A 14,819-nucleotide genomic window follows, 5' to 3' on the forward strand; every position below is an offset into this window, starting at 1 on the left:
GTCTGCCGGAGACGGATCGAGTCGGATCGAATCGATGAGGCGTCGTTAGCCGGCCGGTTGCTCCTCCTCGAGGATGGTGACGCCCCGGATCTCGAAGCGCGCGCCGCCGTCCTGGCCGTCACAGGCAGTGACCTGCCAGCCGTGTGCTTCGGCGATCTCGGTGACGATGCCCAGCCCGAGCCCGGTGCCGTCGTCGGCCGTCGTACGTCCGAACTCGAAGATATCGTCGGTATCCGGCAGCCCCGAGCCGTCGTCCTCGACGAAGAAGCCACTAGGGTCGGTGTCGCTCTCTAACTGGCCGACCGTGACGGTGACGTCATCGCCGCCGTGATCGACGGCGTTTCGGAAGAGGTTCTCAAGGAGTTCCCGGACGCGTCCCTTGTGAGCGGTGATCGACCCTTCGAGATCCGCCACCAAGGTCGCGTCGGCGGTGTCGACTCCGGCCCAGGCTACCTCGGCGAGATCGGCGAGTTCGATACGCTCGCGGTCGGCGACCGTCCGGCCGTAGCGGGCCAGCGCGAGCAGATCGTCGATGAGTTCTTCCATGCGGTTGATCGCCCACCGCGTCTCGCCGATCGACTCGCTCTCGCACTCCGTCTCGAGCAGGTCGAGATGACCCTGTGCGACGTTTAACGGATTGCGGAGGTCGTGACTGACGAGACTGGCGAACTTCTCGAGGCGCTCGTTCTGGCGCTCGAGTTCCTCACGATACGTGACGCGTTCGGTTATGTTCCGAAACGCGTGGACGGTGCCGGCGAACTCGCCGTCCTCGAGCGGGAGCAGTCCCATGCTGAACTCGGTAACACCGCGTTCGCCGTTCGCGTCAACCCACTCCCCCTCGTAGGTGATCCGGTCGTCGTCGTTTTCCGAGGAAAGGAGCCGGCGAACGCGCTCGAGGTGGTTCTCGAGGACCTCTTCGGAGATGTATCCCTCGTCGACCAATTTCGTGAAGTGAGTGCCGACGATCTCCCGTTCGATACCGATATCGGCCGTGAACTCCTCGTTGTGCCAGCGGAGGTAGCCGTCCTCGTCAACCACGAACAGTCCGACCGGGGCAGTCTCGACGATCGCCCCGTACTGGCCGAGTTCCCGAATGTGCTCCTTCCGCTTGGTGATGTCTCGGAGTACACCGATTGAACCAGCGAAATCGCCTCCGTCGGCCGTGATTACCGAGACGTGCGCTTCGGCTATCCGCGTGCTCCCATCGGCCCCCCGAATCGTAACTTCGAACGAATCACGAACGCGATCAGTTCGATCGTAGAGTTGCTCGATGGTCTCCGTCGCGGTCTCGTAGTCCGAATCGGCGATAATCTCGTCGACCTGTCGCCCTTCGATCCAGTCCCGGTCGTAGCCGGTGTACTCGAGGAGTGCATCGTTGACGAGGAGACAGCGTCCCCGATCGTCGAGGACGTACGTCGGATCGGCGATCCGATCGGCGAACGACTGAAAGCGGTCGAGGTCAGTGAGGGGATCGAAGGTCTCGGCGAGCGACGCCGGTCGCGTCGCGGCTGGCGCGTCGCCGTCGGTTCGATCGTCCGTCGCGTCAGTCGGGTCGCGGTCGCGTCGCGTCTCGGCTCCGTCGCGGCCGACTGCGAGTTCGATGCGACTCGCCAGCAGCTCGCCCCCGTCGCGGTTGCTCGAGAGCGTGTGAAAGTCCGTCGCACCGGCCGCGAGCGCCGCCTCGGCTCGCGCTCCGGACTCGTCGATGCAGACGATCACGGGCAGCGACGGCGCGCGCTCGCGGACGGTTCGGCAAAACTCGACGCCGTCGGTCTCGGCCGCGCCGGTCGTGTCGGTCCCGATGACGACGCAATCGGCATCCTCTCGCTCGAGGCGGGAAATCGCAGCAGCCGGCGTCGGGAGAGCCGTTACGGTGAACGCATCAGGGCGCCGGTCGAGTGCCTGCACGGTCGGCTCCTGATCGTCACCGACCCAGAGGACATGGAAAGCGTTTCCCATCGATACAAGAGCTAGGTGGGAATCGGATCAATTAAGTCTATAGGCCAACGGTGAGTGGTTTCGTATCGGCGCCGACTGTCTCGTTCGGCCCGAGCGATGCCGCTACGTGGAGTTTCGGGGTCTGGACCCGTCCCTCGGTACGGTGACGCCGCGAATCTCGAAACGGGTACCGTCCCCGTCGCTGTCCGCAGTGACGGTCCAACCGTGTGCCTCGGCGATCCCCTCGACGATCGCCAGGCCGAACCCGGTGCCGTCCGCCGTCGTCGTCAGCCCGAACTCGAATATGTCGTCGGCGTCGGCCTCGAGCCCCGGACCGTCGTCGGCGACGTAAAAACCCGTCTGCGACGGGTGGTCTGCGACGCCGCCCTCGAGCGGCCCGACGGTAACGGTTACGTCCGGGCCACCGTGTTCGATCGCGTTTCGGAAGAGGTTCTCGAACAGCGCCTTCGCGCGGCCCTCGTCGGCACTGATCGGTCCCTCGACCGTACACTCGAGGGTCGCGTCGGCCGTATCGACGACCTCCCAGGCCTCGCGGACGAGCGACGGGAGGTCGACCGGTTCCGGGTCGTCGACGGACCGACCGTGACGGGCGAGCGAGAGGAGGTCCTCGATCAGTTCGTCCATTCGATCGAGCGCGCGCCGAAGCGGTCCGACGGACGCTCGAAGCGCGTCCTCGGCGTCGCCGTCGTCTCCCTCCACATCGCCGTCGGTGCGGAATTTCTCGAGGCGCTCGAGGTGGCCCTGCGCGACGTTCAAGGGATTTCGCAGGTCGTGGGACACGACGGTCGCGAACCGTTCGAGGCGCTCGTTCTGGCGCTCGAGCTCGCGCCGGTAGCGACGCCGTCGGGTGATATCGCGGACGGCGTGGATAGTACCGGTGAACTCGCCGTCGTCGAGGGGCAGGAGTTCCGTGTGAACGTCGTGAATCCGTTCCTCACCGTCGGGCGACCGGAACCGAACCTGATACTTCGCGCGGTCACAGTCGATCCGCGAGGAGAGCAGCGTCCGAACTTCGTCGGCGTACTTGGTCGTCACACGCTCGTGATAGTAGCCGCGTTCGACGAGCTCGGGAAACGGCATCCCGAGGAGTTCAGCGCGGTCCTCGGTGAACACGTCGGCGTACTCGTCGTTACACCAGACGATCGTCGCGTCGGCGTCGAGGATGAACAGCGCCGTCGGTGCGAGACCGACGATCTGTTCGAAGCGCTCGAGTTCGCGCTCGGACGTGTACAGTGCGTGCTCCGTGCGGCGCTGTTCGACGGCGCGTTCGACCCGGTGGGCGATCAGTTCGTACTGGGTGGTGCCACCTTTCCGACAGTAGTCAGTGACGCCGGCCGCGAGTGCCTCGCTCGCGATCGCAGCGGGCTCCCGCCCGGTTACCAGGAGAAAGGGAATCTCGGGATCGCGCTCTCGAGCCGCGTCGAGAAACTCGATCCCGTCCATGCCGGGCATCTCGTAGTCGCTGACGATACAGTCGACCGCCGCGGGATCGTCGTCGAGCACCGCGAGCCCCTCGGCGGCGCTGCCCGCCGTCGACGCGTCGATGTCGTCGCTCGTCCGCTCGAGGACGGTCGCCAACAGGTCACAGGCGTCCGGGTCGTCGTCGACGCACAGAACGTGGATCCCGGGGGGCATTTACTGAGCGACTGTTGGGTACCACGACATAATAAGAGTGCGGCTGCGCCGCGTGACCGTCGGGCACACCGCGGTCCGCTCGTTTTCGCACGGCTTTTGAGTCTCGGACGGGTAGGCTCTCTCGAATGATCTCGAGGGGCTGTGAGCAGTGTGCGAAAGGCGGCAAGATGGTCCTGTTCGTCTACGGCTACTGCGACCAGCGCGACTGCTTTTACTGCCCGCTCGGCGAGAACCGCAAGAACGTCACCGACGTCTACGCCAACGAACGGCTCGTCGAGAGCGACGAGGACGTGCTCACCGAAGCCAAACGGATGGACGCGCTGGGCACCTCGATCACGGGCGGCGAACCCCAGGAGGCCCTCGACCGGACCTGTCACTACCTCGAGCTCCTGAAAGACGAATTCGGCGCGGACCACCACACCCATCTCTACACCGGCATCACCGGCGGCCGCGAGAACATGCGTCGCCTCAGCGAGGCCGGGCTGGACGAGATTCGGTTCCACCCGCCGTACGAACAGTGGGGCGACCTCCACGGCACCGAGTGGGAAGAGATCCTCTATACCGCCCGCGAAGAGGGACTTACACCCGCGTTCGAGATCCCCGGCATCCGGGCCGAAGAGGAGTTCCTCGACTTCTTAGACGAGGGCGCGGCGGACTTTTGCAACGTCAACGAGTTCGAGATGTCCCAGGGGAACTACCGCCGAATGCAGGAACAGGGCTTCGAGCTCAAAGAGGACCACATGAGCGCCGTCGAGGGCTCCCGCGAGGACATCCTCGACGTGATGGGCGACCACGAGCGAGTCTACTTCTGCACCTCCGTGTTCAAGGACGCGGCCCAGCACCGGCGTCGGCTCAAACGCATGGCCCGCAACGTCCGCCGCGAGTTCGACGACATCACCGACGACGGCACGCTGGTCTACGGCAAAACGTACGCCGACCCCGAGCGCTTCGAAGCGCTCGGCGTCCCCGAGGAGTTCTACACCGTCAAAACCGACCACGTCGAGGTCGCCTGGTGGCTCTTAGAGGAGATGATCGACGAGGGCGACCTCGAGGACGGTGAAATCGTCGAGCAGTATCCGACCTACGACGGGCAGGTCGTCGAGCGGACGCCGTTAGCGTAAGTCGTTGAACCGCGACAGAGCACCACGAGTGGGCGCGACATTTTTGACGGATATTTTCTACTCGGGCTCGCTTTTGCGCGTCTTCGCGATCGTTCCACAGCGTGAAAGGGGATAAAACGGCAGATATAGCGCCTCTCGGGTGCGTTCATCGCCGAACGGGTACGAACCGCTTATCCGGGCTGTAATAATGGCTCCCCTTCCGGAAGAAGGGCTACGATGCAATTTCGAAACGCCGCTATCGTCGCGGTCGCACTGCTCGTGGTCCTGTCGGGGTGTAGCGCCTTCGGAGGATCACAGACGAATGCGTCGCCGAACGAAACGGACGATGAGGAAACTGAGCCCCTGAGTGACGGGGAGACGAACGAGACGACGGATGACACCGACCCCACAGACGAGACGGAGACGAGCGCGGGTGACGAGGACGAGGGGACAGACGGCGGGGACGACACGGCGAACGCGGCCTGGTACCCGCCCGAGGAGCCGAACCGGCCCCTCGAGCACAAACATCAGGATCGAATCGAGAGCGTCCGGTTCGTCGACAAAACGCCCGTAAACGGTACCGGCGGTTATTCGAACTTCAACCTCGAGGTCGTCGCCAATACCAGCATGGAGCGGGTGGACCCGGCGAGCCACGGGGATGTCGTGGGCGAACCGTACTTTTTCGTCAAGATCAACGAGGGACCGGGTAACCGGAAAATCATCGAACGCACGGGGGAGGTTCGGATGACGGACAACGGAACGTTCCAGATCGACGTGCGACCGGCCGGCATCGAGGAGTTCGGCTCGGGGCCGCTGACAGTCGAGGTCTTCCTGATGGACGAGGACAAAGACTGGGACGACATCTACGACGCCGTGGGCAAAGAGATCCGATACGAGCCGAACGCGGGGTCCGCGAACGCTACTGCACAGTGACGGAGTCGATCAGTCGACCGCGGTCGGATCGACCCCGGGCAAGGTAATGAGGTTCTCCCGCCCGATCCGAAGCTTCTCGATCTCGTCGTCGTCGTCCATTTTCGAGAGCAACTGCGAGACTTTGGCGTTCGACCACCCGGTCTCGGAGACGATCGACGCCTGCTTCATCCGCCCGCCGTTTTGCTTGAGAAGGCGAAGGACGCGTTCCTCGTCGCTCAACAGCTCCGGATCGATGCCGTCGTCGGTGGGTTCCTCGAACTCGAGTTCCGTCCCCGTCACGGATCGTTCCGGAGGCGGTGATTCGGCCGTCGCGCTCGGAACCGTCGGCGACCCGCCGTCGCCCTCGGCCGTGGGGCGCCGCCGCTCCTCGCCGGCGTTCGCGCGGTTTCCGAGGCGTTCCGACAGCCCGAGTGTCTCGAGCAGCCCGATCGACGGAAGGCGGTCGGTCGGAAGCGATCGATCGACCGCGACTCCCCGACGGGCGAGCAGATAACTGGAAGCGCCGACGAGAACCGTAAGCACGAGGAAGCCGCCGATCAGCAGGCTCCAACCCGAAAACGGCTGCGGACCGGCGCCGCGAAGGATCGTGATCTCGAGACTGTCCGCTTCGAATCGGTGCGGGCCGTTCCAGACGAGCGCACCGTCTTCCGTCCCCGTCGGGGCATCGACGAAGCCGTAGTTGTTCGGCGGTCTGATGACGAGACGCTGGCCATCGCTTAACGTCCGAATCAGCGGCCCGTCGGCCGTGGTGAGGGCCTCACCAGCGTGAATACGATCGCCGTCGACGGTCGCGAAATTCGTCCAGGTAAACGAGTAGGAGAGGATACCGACCCGGACCTCGTCGCCGGTCCCCGATCCCTCGGCCTCGGCTTCAGCTTCGATCCGTTCGATCCGGGGCTCGTCCCAGTCGGCGTTTTCGATCGTCATCTCGCGGCCGGTCGATTCGGCCGCGCGAGCCACGTGTTCTGCGAACAGTTGTCGATCGTACGGTGCCGGTCGCTGACCGGAGATGACCGCTGCAGCGTATTCGTCGAACGTCTCCTCGTCAATGTCGTTGCTGATGAGAAACCGGCTTTCGACCGTCCACTTCGCGTCCCCGTCGTCGGTGACCTGCACTTCGATCACCTGCCAAGTGGCGGGACGCTCGAGCGGCGGCGGGGTGGTCGAAACGGGCGAGACGGCATCCGATCGCTCGAGGGCTGGGGAGAGAGAGGGCGACGCCGATGGGGACCGCTCGACCGTCGGTGACGGCTGAGCCGACGGTGTGGCGGCCACTGCCCCCAGCGTGGTTGTAGCGAGGAGGACCGCGAGGGCGAGTGTGGCGGCAGTGGTAATCCGCATGCGTACCAACGGGTGGTTTCCCGGGGGAAAAAACCCTTTCCATCGAAAAATAAAACGTTACCGGCGGCTCTGAACGGTATCAGAAGCCCTGAACGGTCCTAAAACGAGTGGGTTCACGGTCTCGACGATAGACGACCTGTTTTTGTATCAGGAGTGCGTACGGTGGTGCGATGAACAACGCGACCCCTGCCCTCCTCGCGTTCCTTCTCGTCCTCTCGGTTCCTCTGGCGACCGTCGCCGCCGGAGAGCCAGCGGGCGGGGCTGACGACGGCTCTCCCGCAGTCGTTCAGCAGCAAGTTTCCCCACTACTGGTACAAGCCGAGGTTACCAATTCGACGAACCGGCTCCAGCTCACTGGTGACGTCCGAAGCGGGTACACCGAATACCGCCCCGGTCTCGGAATGGCGCTTGCGAGCGCCGACGACGGGCTCCGAATCGACCATCAGCAGTACGCTATCGTCGGCAAGGAATTCGAAAGCGCATCCGACGAGAAACGGGCAGCGATGCTCCAAACAGCGTACGAACAGCTTATGCAACGTGCAAACGAACTCGAGCAACGCGAACGAGCGGCGGTGAGTGCGCATGCGGCCGGAGAGCTCTCGACGGCCGGACTACTTCAAACGCTGTTACGAAATCACAACGAAGCGGCGGTGCTTTCGGAACGTCTAGACGAACTATACGTCAGATCGAATCGGGTATCGGAGTACTCGATTTCGAAACGACAAATACGCGCCGACACGCTCACGTTCGGTTTCCATCAGACCCCACTCCGGGAGACGATCACACAGGGCACCCAGACGCCGATCGACGGCCATCACGATGTTTCCGTCTCGACGTCACAGAACGGGTATAGCCTGTCGCTGATATCCGGCGATCGGTACGTCGTCGAGACGGTTCGGTTCGACAATCGCGACCGAACAGCGCCCGACAGGTTTGCAAGTTTAGAAGAAGCACTCGAGCACTCGAGAAGCCTCTATCCCTGGACCGATGAGCACAAACAGGGGTTATCCTTCGAGGACAACAGTCAGACGCCGGAGAACTACTACTGGACCGAATTCGGCCACACGCAGGGGCGACTCGAGGTCTATCTCGACGGCGGAACCGGGGAGGTGTTCCGCGAAATACAGGTTCTCACGGCGTCGTCGCTTCCGCAGACCGACAGAGCGGTCGGACCGTGGATCGGTGACGGGCTCAACATGACGATGAACAAAACGGCGCGGACCGGACCGGTCGAGGTGACCGTGACCGATCAGGAGACGAACGAGCCCGTCGACGCCGCCATCACGTTCGACGGAGTCGAAGTCGGTCGAACCGGCGACGACGGAACGCTCTGGGTCATCCCGCTGATCGGCTCGCACGAACTCGAGGCGAAAACGGCGAGCGGAACCGTCAACGCGACCGTGACGCGATAAGACGAAGGCGCGAGACACTAATCGTCCGTTCCGTGCGAAGTGCGCCGGGGTTCGCGCGGAGGTTTATACGGGAAGGAGCGGCCAGAGCGGTGCGTGATCGGAGGGGAACGCGACCGGCCGTCTCGGTCGAGTATGAATCGCGCCGTCAGTCCGATCGTCGGCGTCCTCGTCTTGCTCGCGCTCACCGTCTGCCTAGCGGTCGTCGTCGCCGTCGGCGTTAGTGGAATGGGCCTCGAGTCCGCCGGACCGACCGGGAGCTTCGATCTGTCGGCCGACGGGGACCGCTCAAAGATCGTGATCGACCACGTTGCGGGCGACGCGATCGATGTCGAGGCACTGTCGGTGACGATCGCGGTAAACGGCACGGAACTGGCACAACAGCCTCCCGTTCCGTTCGTCGGGGCGAGCGGGTTCGACGGGACACCGGACGGGCCGTTCAACGCGAGAGCCGACCCGGAGTGGTCGCCGGGGGAGCGAGCCGGACTGTCCGTCGCCGGAACGAATAGTCCGCAGTTCGCGACTGGCGATTCGGTCACCGTCACGCTTGCCGTCGACGGGCGACAGATAGCCAGGCTCGAGACGACGGCGACGTGACCCTGCGGGAGAAACGGATTGTCGGTTACTCGGGTGCGCGACCGATCGTCGTGATCGCGACGTCCGGGTCGTAGGACGGGCCCATGAACGCGTGTTTCACGTCCTCGAAGCCGGCGGTCTTGAACATCCGGTCAGCCTCGTACTCGTCGTAGAAGAGCATGATCGCGTCGGCGAGTCGCTGCGTGAGCGGGTTGTCGGGGTAGTTCGGTCCGACGACCAACACCTGACCGCCGGGTTTGAGAACCCGACGGAACTCCCGGAGCGCGAGGATTGGGGTGGGCCAGTACTCGATCGACCCCGAGGACCAGACGATGTCGAACGTATCGGTCGCGAACGGGAGCCGCTCGGCGTCGCCACGGTGGAAATGGACCGGCGGGGCGCGTTTACCGAACTTCTCGTAGGCCTGTTCGAGTTGGTGTTCGCTCTGGTCGACGGCGTAGACCTCGTCGACGTGCTCGAGCAGTCCCTCGGTCGCGAAGCCGGTCCCGCAGCCGACGTCGAGGACGGTCATATCATCGTCGAACTCGAGCAAGGAGAGCGCGTCGGCGCGCATCGTCTCGGTCCAGACGAAGGGGTTCACCCGGTCGTAGACCCGCGAGAGGTACTTGTAAAACAGTCGAGCGCGGGCCTTGTTCTCGAGAACACCCATTGTCAGAGAGTTTCGGTCCGAACGGCATATGTCTGCTGTTCTGCACGCTGGCTGCCGGGAGTAACTCGTACTTACCGGTCGGCCACAGCGCGCTCGCGCTGAGGGACTTTCGCAACTACCATATACGCGCTCTGGCAAACGTTCGACTGCTTAGAGTATGCCGAGGCCAGAGGTTCTCGAACGAATTAAGTCGGCGGAGGACGAGGCCGACGAGATCGTCGCACAGGCAACGAACGACCGCGACGAGCGAATAGCCGAGGCCCGGGAACGTGCCGAGGAGATTCGCACGGAAGCGGAACAGGAGGCGCGAGAGTTGAAGGAGCGCCGCCTGGAGGAGGCTCGCGAGGAGATCGACGCGGAGTGCGAGCAGGTCCTCGAAGAGGGCGAACGCGAGCGAGAGGCGCTCGCCGAGCGCGCCCGGGATCGGATCGACGAAGTGACCGACCACGTCGTCGAACTGTTCCAGGAGGACGTCCATGCTCAGACCTGAGCGGATGAGCAAGGTGTCGGTGGCCGGCTCCAAGGGCGTGATGCCCACGGTCATCGAGACGGTTCACGAGCTGAGTCTGGTCGACCTCTCGGACTACGACGGCTCGTGGGAGGCGTTCGACAACGGCAACCCGATCGAAGGGGCCGAGGAGGCCTCCGAGAAACTGGTGACCGTCCGTGCCCTCGAGAGTACCCTCGATCTGTCGGCCGACGAGGCCGAACCGGGTGCGCTCACGGCCGGCTGGGAGGAGCGACTCGAGGAGATTCGCACGCGGATCAACGAACTCGACGACCGCCAGACCGAGATCAACGACGAACTGCGCACGGTCAACGAGAAGATCGACCGCGTCGAGCCCTTCGCGGAACTGGGCATCGACCTCGACCTGCTGTCGGGGTACGAGACGGTCGACGTGCTCGTCGGCGACGGCTCTCACGAGGACGTCGAGGCGGCCGTCGCCGACGCTGAGGAGATCCGCGCGTTCGAGACGTTCACCGGCGGCGACATCGTGGCCATCGTGGCCGCGCCCGCCGAGGACGCCGGCGACAGTCCGATCGACGACGCGCTGGTCGGCCTCGAGTTCACCCGCTACGAGGTGCCCGAGACCGACAAGAGCCCGGATGACTACGTCTCGGAGCTCGAGAATCGAAAGCGCGACCTCGAGTCCCAGCTCGACGAGATCGATGCGGAGCTCGAGGCGGTCAAACGCGAGGAAGCCGGCTTCCTCCTGCGGGTCGAAGAGGAGCTGACGGTTGAGGTCCAGCAGGCGGAAGCGCCGCTGCAGTTCGCGACGACCGAGCACGCGTTCGTCGCGGAAGGCTGGCTCCCCACCGACGAGTACGACCGGCTCGTCGCGGCGTTGAACGACGCCGTCGGCGACAGCGTCGAGATCGAAGAACTCGTCCGCGCGGACTACAACGACGAGGGGTATCCGACGCACACGGAAGAGGTCGACCACGGCGGACCCGGCGGCGAAGACGAGACGACCGACGAAGAAGAGCGGGAGGTCGCGACGCGGGAAGTGGCCGCCGACGGCGGAACGACGACCGCGAGCAGCGGCATCGTGACGATGGTCGACGAGCCCCCGGTCGTCCAGGACAACATCGGCCCCGCGAAGCCGTTCGAGTTCCTGCTGCGGCTGATCGACCGGCCGAAGTACAGCGAACTCGATCCGACGATCGTCCTGTTGCTGACGTTCCCGGCGTTCTACGGCTTCATGCTGGGTGACCTCGGGTACGGAATGCTGTACACCAGCGCGGGCTATCTGCTGTACAGCCGCTTCGACGAGGACATTATCCGCAGCCTCGGTGCGATCGGTATCTGGGCCGGCGGATTCACGATGCTGTTCGGGATCCTGTACGGCGAGTTCTTCGGGATGCACTTCCTCGGAGACATCGTCTTCGGCGGCAGCCCGCCGCTGCACAAGGGACTCCAGCCCGTGTACGCGAAGTACGGTCAGACGTGGCTGATGCTGAGCGTCATCATCGGGCTCGCCCACCTGACCCTCGGGTACGTCTTCGGCTTCATCAACGATCTCGACCACGGCGTCGGTGACGCGTTCCTCGAGAACGGCTCGTGGGCGCTGCTCATGATCGGCGTCTGGGTCTGGATCTTCAGCCGCCACGCCGATAGCGTCAAGCCGGACTTCCTGTTCACCTCGTTCGGAACCGGGTCCGAGGCGGCCTACGAGCTCGGCTTCACCGGCTTCTCCGCGGAAGTCGGACTCTTCGTCGGGCTCTCGCTTGCCGTCGTCGGGTTCGTGACGATGGTCTACGGCGAAGTCAAACACTACGGCGTCCTCGGCATCATCATCGGCGGTCTCGAGAGCTTCAACGTCCTCGGTGACGTCCTCTCGTATCTCCGGATCGCGGCGGTCATCCTGGCGAAGGCAGGCATGGCGTTCGTCGTCAATATGCTCTTCTTCGGGGTGTACGTCGTCGAGACCGATTCGGGCGCGGAGTGGCACTTCGGCACCAGCCACGCGCCACAGCACATGCTCGAGCAGGGCACCTACCACGGTCACGAAGTGACCGAGGTCATGTTCGGCGGCCTGCTTCACGGCGGCATCGTGTTGGCCATCATCGGCGTGTTCATCCTCGTCCTCGGCCACATCGTCGTTCTCCTGCTCGGGGTCACGAGCGCCGGTCTGCAGGGGATCCGTCTCGAGTACGTCGAGTTCTTCAACAAGTTCTACGAGGGCGGCGGTCGAGCGTTCGAGCCCTTCGGCGGCATTCGATCCGACGACGACAACTAACGTCGATCGTCGGCGCCACCTCGTTACCGGTTCGTTTGGTAGCCACCCTCGTATTTTGCCACCCATATCGAAAGGATAATACCTCTGGACGGCGCGTATCAAGGGTTAGGACGCCAGAATCGGCAGTTTAGTTTGGGAAGTTTTAAGAAGACGCTGGGGAGTAGTACCACCTGTCCGGTTGCAAAACCACGAGGAAACTCAATCATGACAATCGAAACTCTACCCCAAGCTGCACTCGCAGTGAACAGTCTCGTTGACACCGCCATCCCGCTCGTGATCCTCGAACAGGGACCGGCTGCGGCGATCGGTATCGGTCTGGCGGCCATCGGTGCGGGTTACGCAGAGCGAGGGATCGGGGCGTCGGTCATCGGCGCGCTCGCCGAGGACTCCATCTCGCCCGGTATCGGGATTCTGATGACGGTCCTGCCCGAGACGCTCGTGATCTTCGCACTGGTCGCGCTCTTCGTCTAAAGCGCCCTATCGAACTTTCTTACAATGAGTCTGGACACAGTCGTTGAGGACATTCGAGAAGAGGCTCACGCGCGTGCGGAGAACATCCGCTCTGAGGGCGAAACGCGCGCCGAAGAGATCGAGTCGGCCGCCCGTGAGGACGCAGATCAGATCGTCGCTGACGCCGAGGCGGAGGCCGACCGCGAGATCGACCAGCTGCGCGAACAGCGACTCTCCAGTGCGAAGCTGGAGGCGAAACAGAAGCGCCTGGAGGCGCGTCGCGACGTCCTCGGCGAGGTCCGCGAGCGAGTCGAGGAGGAACTCGCCGCCCTCGAGGGAGACACCCGCGAGGAGCTCACTCGAGACCTGCTCGAGGCGGCCACCGACGAGTTCGACGAGGGCGACGACGTCAACGTCTACGGTCGGGGCGGCGACGAGGAGCTGATCGCGTCGATCCTCGCCGACTACGACGGCTACGAGTACGCCGGCGAGTACGACTGTCTCGGCGGCGTCGTCGCCGAGAGCGAACAGTCCCGCGTCCGTATCAACAACACGTTCGATACGGTGCTCGAGGACGTATGGGAAGACAACCTCCGGGATATCAGCAACCGACTCTTCGAGCAATGAGTACGGGAGCCTCGAATCCGGAATACGTGAACGCTCGCGTTCGCTCGCGTCAGGCGGCGCTGCTGTCCGACGAGGACTACCGCAAGCTGATCCGGATGGGGCCGAGCGAAATCGCGCGGTTCATGGAGGAAACGGAGTACGAACGCGAGATCAACCAACTCGGCACGCGGTTCTCGGGCGTCGACCTGATCGAGTACGCGCTGAACCGCAACCTCGCGAAGCACTTCGACGATCTGCTGGAGTGGGCGAACGGTCGGCTCTACGACCTCATCGCCCGCTACCTCCGGAAGTTCGACGTCTGGAACGTAAAGACGATCATCCGCGGGATCTACACGGACTCGGATCCCGACTCGATCCGGACGGACCTCATCCTTGCCGGAGAGCTCGACGATCGGACGATCGACCGGCTGGTCGAGGCCGGCTCGATCGAAGACGCTGTCGAGTTGCTCGGCGGAACGATCTTCGCCGACCCGCTCGAGAACGCCTACGAGGAGTTCGAAGCCGGCGGGACGCTCGTCCCGCTCGAGAACGCGCTCGACCGGGCGTTCTACGAGAGCTTACTCGAGGACCTCGGCCGGCCACAGGAGGGGCCGGAGTCCAAGTACGTCGAGTTCCTGCAGACCGAGATCGACTTCCGGAACGCGCGCAACGCGTTGCGACTCGCGCGAAGTGGTGCCGATCTCGACCCCGCGGCCTACTACATCGACGGCGGCGTCCTGTTCGACGAGTCGGAACTGAGCCGACTGATCGGCCAGTACGACGAACTCGTCGACCACATCGCCGACAACAAGCGCTACGGCGACCGCCTCTCGGGGGCGCTCGATCGCCTGCGGGATGCTGACAGCCTTATACAGTTCGAGCACGCACTAGACGCTGCGTTGCTCGAGTACGCGGACACGCTCTCGAGCGTGTATCCGACCTCGATCTCCCCGGTTCTCTCGTATATCCTCGCCAAAGAGCGCGAGGTCGAGAACATCCGTGCGATCGCGCGGGGACGCGAGGTCGGCCTCGACGAGAGCGAGATCGAAGAGGAGTTGGTGATCCTATGAGCCAGGAAATCGCAGTCGTCGGCAGTCCGGAGTTTACGACCGGCTTCCGCCTCGCGGGAGTGCGACGGTTCGAGAACGTGCCGGATGACGACAAAGCGGAGGCGCTCGACGACGCCGTCACGACGGCGATCGAAGACGAGGGCGTCGGGATCGTCGTCATGCACGACGACGACCTCGAGTACCTGTCGCGCAACGTTCGCCAAGAGGTCGAGACGAGCGTCGAACCGGTCGTCGTCACCATCGGCAGCGGCACGGGCGGCGGCGGACTGCGCGACCAGATCAAGCGAGCGATCGGTATCGACCTGATGGACGAAGACAGCGAGTAACAC

14 protein-coding genes are annotated in these 14,819 nt (G+C 64.0%); 10 read left to right on the forward strand and 4 right to left on the reverse strand.

All coding sequences use genetic code 11. From position 1 onward, the window contains the following. Window positions 1-45 precede the first annotated feature (45 nt). Both NKH51_RS13195 and NKH51_RS13200 read right to left on the reverse strand, forming a co-directional pair. Window positions 46-1,959, reverse strand: a complete 1,914-nt coding sequence (locus NKH51_RS13195; protein ID WP_254762153.1) for a PAS domain S-box protein — start codon at window positions 1,957-1,959, stop codon at window positions 46-48. Window positions 1,960-2,061: 102 nt separating this feature from the next. After that, window positions 2,062-3,594, reverse strand: coding sequence for a sensor histidine kinase (locus NKH51_RS13200; RefSeq protein WP_254762154.1), 1,533 nt, complete (start codon window positions 3,592-3,594; stop codon window positions 2,062-2,064). A gap of 125 nt (window positions 3,595-3,719) precedes the next feature. Between NKH51_RS13200 and NKH51_RS13205 the strand changes: the two genes are divergently transcribed. Both NKH51_RS13205 and NKH51_RS13210 read left to right on the forward strand, forming a co-directional pair. Next, window positions 3,720-4,715 (forward strand): radical SAM protein, encoded by a 996-nt coding sequence (locus NKH51_RS13205; protein WP_254762155.1) that lies wholly within the window; start codon window positions 3,720-3,722, stop codon window positions 4,713-4,715. 216 nt (window positions 4,716-4,931) lie between these two features. Next, on the forward strand, window positions 4,932-5,627 hold the full coding sequence (locus NKH51_RS13210) for a hypothetical protein (protein ID WP_254762156.1): 696 nt from the start codon (window positions 4,932-4,934) through the stop codon (window positions 5,625-5,627). Window positions 5,628-5,636: 9 nt separating this feature from the next. Here the strand turns inward: NKH51_RS13210 and NKH51_RS13215 are convergent, their stop codons facing one another. Beyond that, window positions 5,637-6,968, reverse strand: coding sequence for a helix-turn-helix transcriptional regulator (locus NKH51_RS13215; RefSeq protein ID WP_254762157.1), 1,332 nt, complete (start codon window positions 6,966-6,968; stop codon window positions 5,637-5,639). Between the two features lie 170 nt (window positions 6,969-7,138). On the opposite strand from NKH51_RS13215, the gene NKH51_RS13220 reads away from it, so the two are divergent. Both NKH51_RS13220 and NKH51_RS13225 read left to right on the forward strand, forming a co-directional pair. Then, a complete protein-coding gene (locus NKH51_RS13220; RefSeq protein WP_254762158.1) occupies window positions 7,139-8,380 on the forward strand; it encodes a DUF7096 domain-containing protein in 1,242 nt (413 codons plus the stop codon). A 132-nt stretch (window positions 8,381-8,512) separates the two neighbouring features. Further along, complete coding sequence (locus tag NKH51_RS13225) at window positions 8,513-8,974, forward strand: type IV pilin domain-containing protein (protein WP_254762159.1); 462 nt, start codon at window positions 8,513-8,515, stop codon at window positions 8,972-8,974. Window positions 8,975-8,999: 25 nt separating this feature from the next. Here NKH51_RS13225 and NKH51_RS13230 read toward each other — a convergent pair whose 3' ends face one another. Then, entirely contained in the window at window positions 9,000-9,623 is a 624-nt protein-coding gene (locus NKH51_RS13230; protein ID WP_254762160.1) for a methyltransferase domain-containing protein, read from the reverse strand. Window positions 9,624-9,780: 157 nt separating this feature from the next. On the opposite strand from NKH51_RS13230, the gene ahaH reads away from it, so the two are divergent. The 6 genes from ahaH to NKH51_RS13260 all read left to right on the forward strand — a co-directional run bounded on the left by ahaH (window position 9,781) and on the right by NKH51_RS13260 (window position 14,816). Beyond that, a complete protein-coding gene (gene ahaH / locus NKH51_RS13235; RefSeq protein ID WP_254762161.1) occupies window positions 9,781-10,113 on the forward strand; it encodes an ATP synthase archaeal subunit H in 333 nt (110 codons plus the stop codon). Further along, window positions 10,100-12,364 carry a V-type ATP synthase subunit I gene (locus NKH51_RS13240; RefSeq protein WP_254762162.1) on the forward strand — a complete coding sequence of 755 codons (2,265 nt, stop codon included), beginning with the start codon at window positions 10,100-10,102 and terminating at the stop codon, window positions 12,362-12,364. Before ahaH ends, NKH51_RS13240 begins: the two co-directional genes overlap by 14 nt. A 204-nt stretch (window positions 12,365-12,568) precedes the next feature. Further along, complete coding sequence (locus NKH51_RS13245; RefSeq protein ID WP_254762163.1) at window positions 12,569-12,835, forward strand: hypothetical protein; 267 nt, start codon at window positions 12,569-12,571, stop codon at window positions 12,833-12,835. Window positions 12,836-12,859: 24 nt separating this feature from the next. Then, window positions 12,860-13,441: a V-type ATP synthase subunit E gene (locus NKH51_RS13250; protein ID WP_254762164.1), complete on the forward strand. Its 582-nt coding sequence runs from the start codon at window positions 12,860-12,862 to the stop codon at window positions 13,439-13,441. Beyond that, entirely contained in the window at window positions 13,438-14,490 is a 1,053-nt protein-coding gene (locus tag NKH51_RS13255; RefSeq protein ID WP_254762165.1) for a V-type ATP synthase subunit C, read from the forward strand. Before NKH51_RS13250 ends, NKH51_RS13255 begins: the two co-directional genes overlap by 4 nt. Continuing rightward, on the forward strand, window positions 14,487-14,816 hold the full coding sequence (locus NKH51_RS13260) for a V-type ATP synthase subunit F (protein WP_254762166.1): 330 nt from the start codon (window positions 14,487-14,489) through the stop codon (window positions 14,814-14,816). The genes NKH51_RS13255 and NKH51_RS13260 overlap by 4 nt, the downstream gene beginning before the upstream one ends. Window positions 14,817-14,819: the final 3 nt, after the last annotated feature.

Source organism: Natrinema marinum (assembly GCF_024296685.1).
GTDB classification, from domain to species: domain Archaea; phylum Halobacteriota; class Halobacteria; order Halobacteriales; family Natrialbaceae; genus Natrinema; species Natrinema marinum.

Bases quoted from the DNA above. Each gene is read 5' to 3' on its own strand.
- NKH51_RS13195 (WP_254762153.1), bottom strand. From the start codon at position 1,959: ATGGGAAACGCTTTCCATGTCCTCTGGGTCGGTGACGATCAGGAGCCG.
- NKH51_RS13200 (WP_254762154.1), bottom strand. From the start codon at position 3,594: ATGCCCCCCGGGATCCACGTTCTGTGCGTCGACGACGACCCGGACGCC.
- NKH51_RS13205 (WP_254762155.1), top strand. From the start codon at position 3,720: ATGATCTCGAGGGGCTGTGAGCAGTGTGCGAAAGGCGGCAAGATGGTC.
- NKH51_RS13210 (WP_254762156.1), top strand. From the start codon at position 4,932: ATGCAATTTCGAAACGCCGCTATCGTCGCGGTCGCACTGCTCGTGGTC.
- NKH51_RS13215 (WP_254762157.1), bottom strand. From the start codon at position 6,968: ATGCGGATTACCACTGCCGCCACACTCGCCCTCGCGGTCCTCCTCGCT.
- NKH51_RS13220 (WP_254762158.1), top strand. From the start codon at position 7,139: ATGAACAACGCGACCCCTGCCCTCCTCGCGTTCCTTCTCGTCCTCTCG.
- NKH51_RS13225 (WP_254762159.1), top strand. From the start codon at position 8,513: ATGAATCGCGCCGTCAGTCCGATCGTCGGCGTCCTCGTCTTGCTCGCG.
- NKH51_RS13230 (WP_254762160.1), bottom strand. From the start codon at position 9,623: ATGGGTGTTCTCGAGAACAAGGCCCGCGCTCGACTGTTTTACAAGTAC.
- ahaH (WP_254762161.1), top strand. From the start codon at position 9,781: ATGCCGAGGCCAGAGGTTCTCGAACGAATTAAGTCGGCGGAGGACGAG.
- NKH51_RS13240 (WP_254762162.1), top strand. From the start codon at position 10,100: ATGCTCAGACCTGAGCGGATGAGCAAGGTGTCGGTGGCCGGCTCCAAG.
- NKH51_RS13245 (WP_254762163.1), top strand. From the start codon at position 12,569: ATGACAATCGAAACTCTACCCCAAGCTGCACTCGCAGTGAACAGTCTC.
- NKH51_RS13250 (WP_254762164.1), top strand. From the start codon at position 12,860: ATGAGTCTGGACACAGTCGTTGAGGACATTCGAGAAGAGGCTCACGCG.
- NKH51_RS13255 (WP_254762165.1), top strand. From the start codon at position 13,438: ATGAGTACGGGAGCCTCGAATCCGGAATACGTGAACGCTCGCGTTCGC.
- NKH51_RS13260 (WP_254762166.1), top strand. From the start codon at position 14,487: ATGAGCCAGGAAATCGCAGTCGTCGGCAGTCCGGAGTTTACGACCGGC.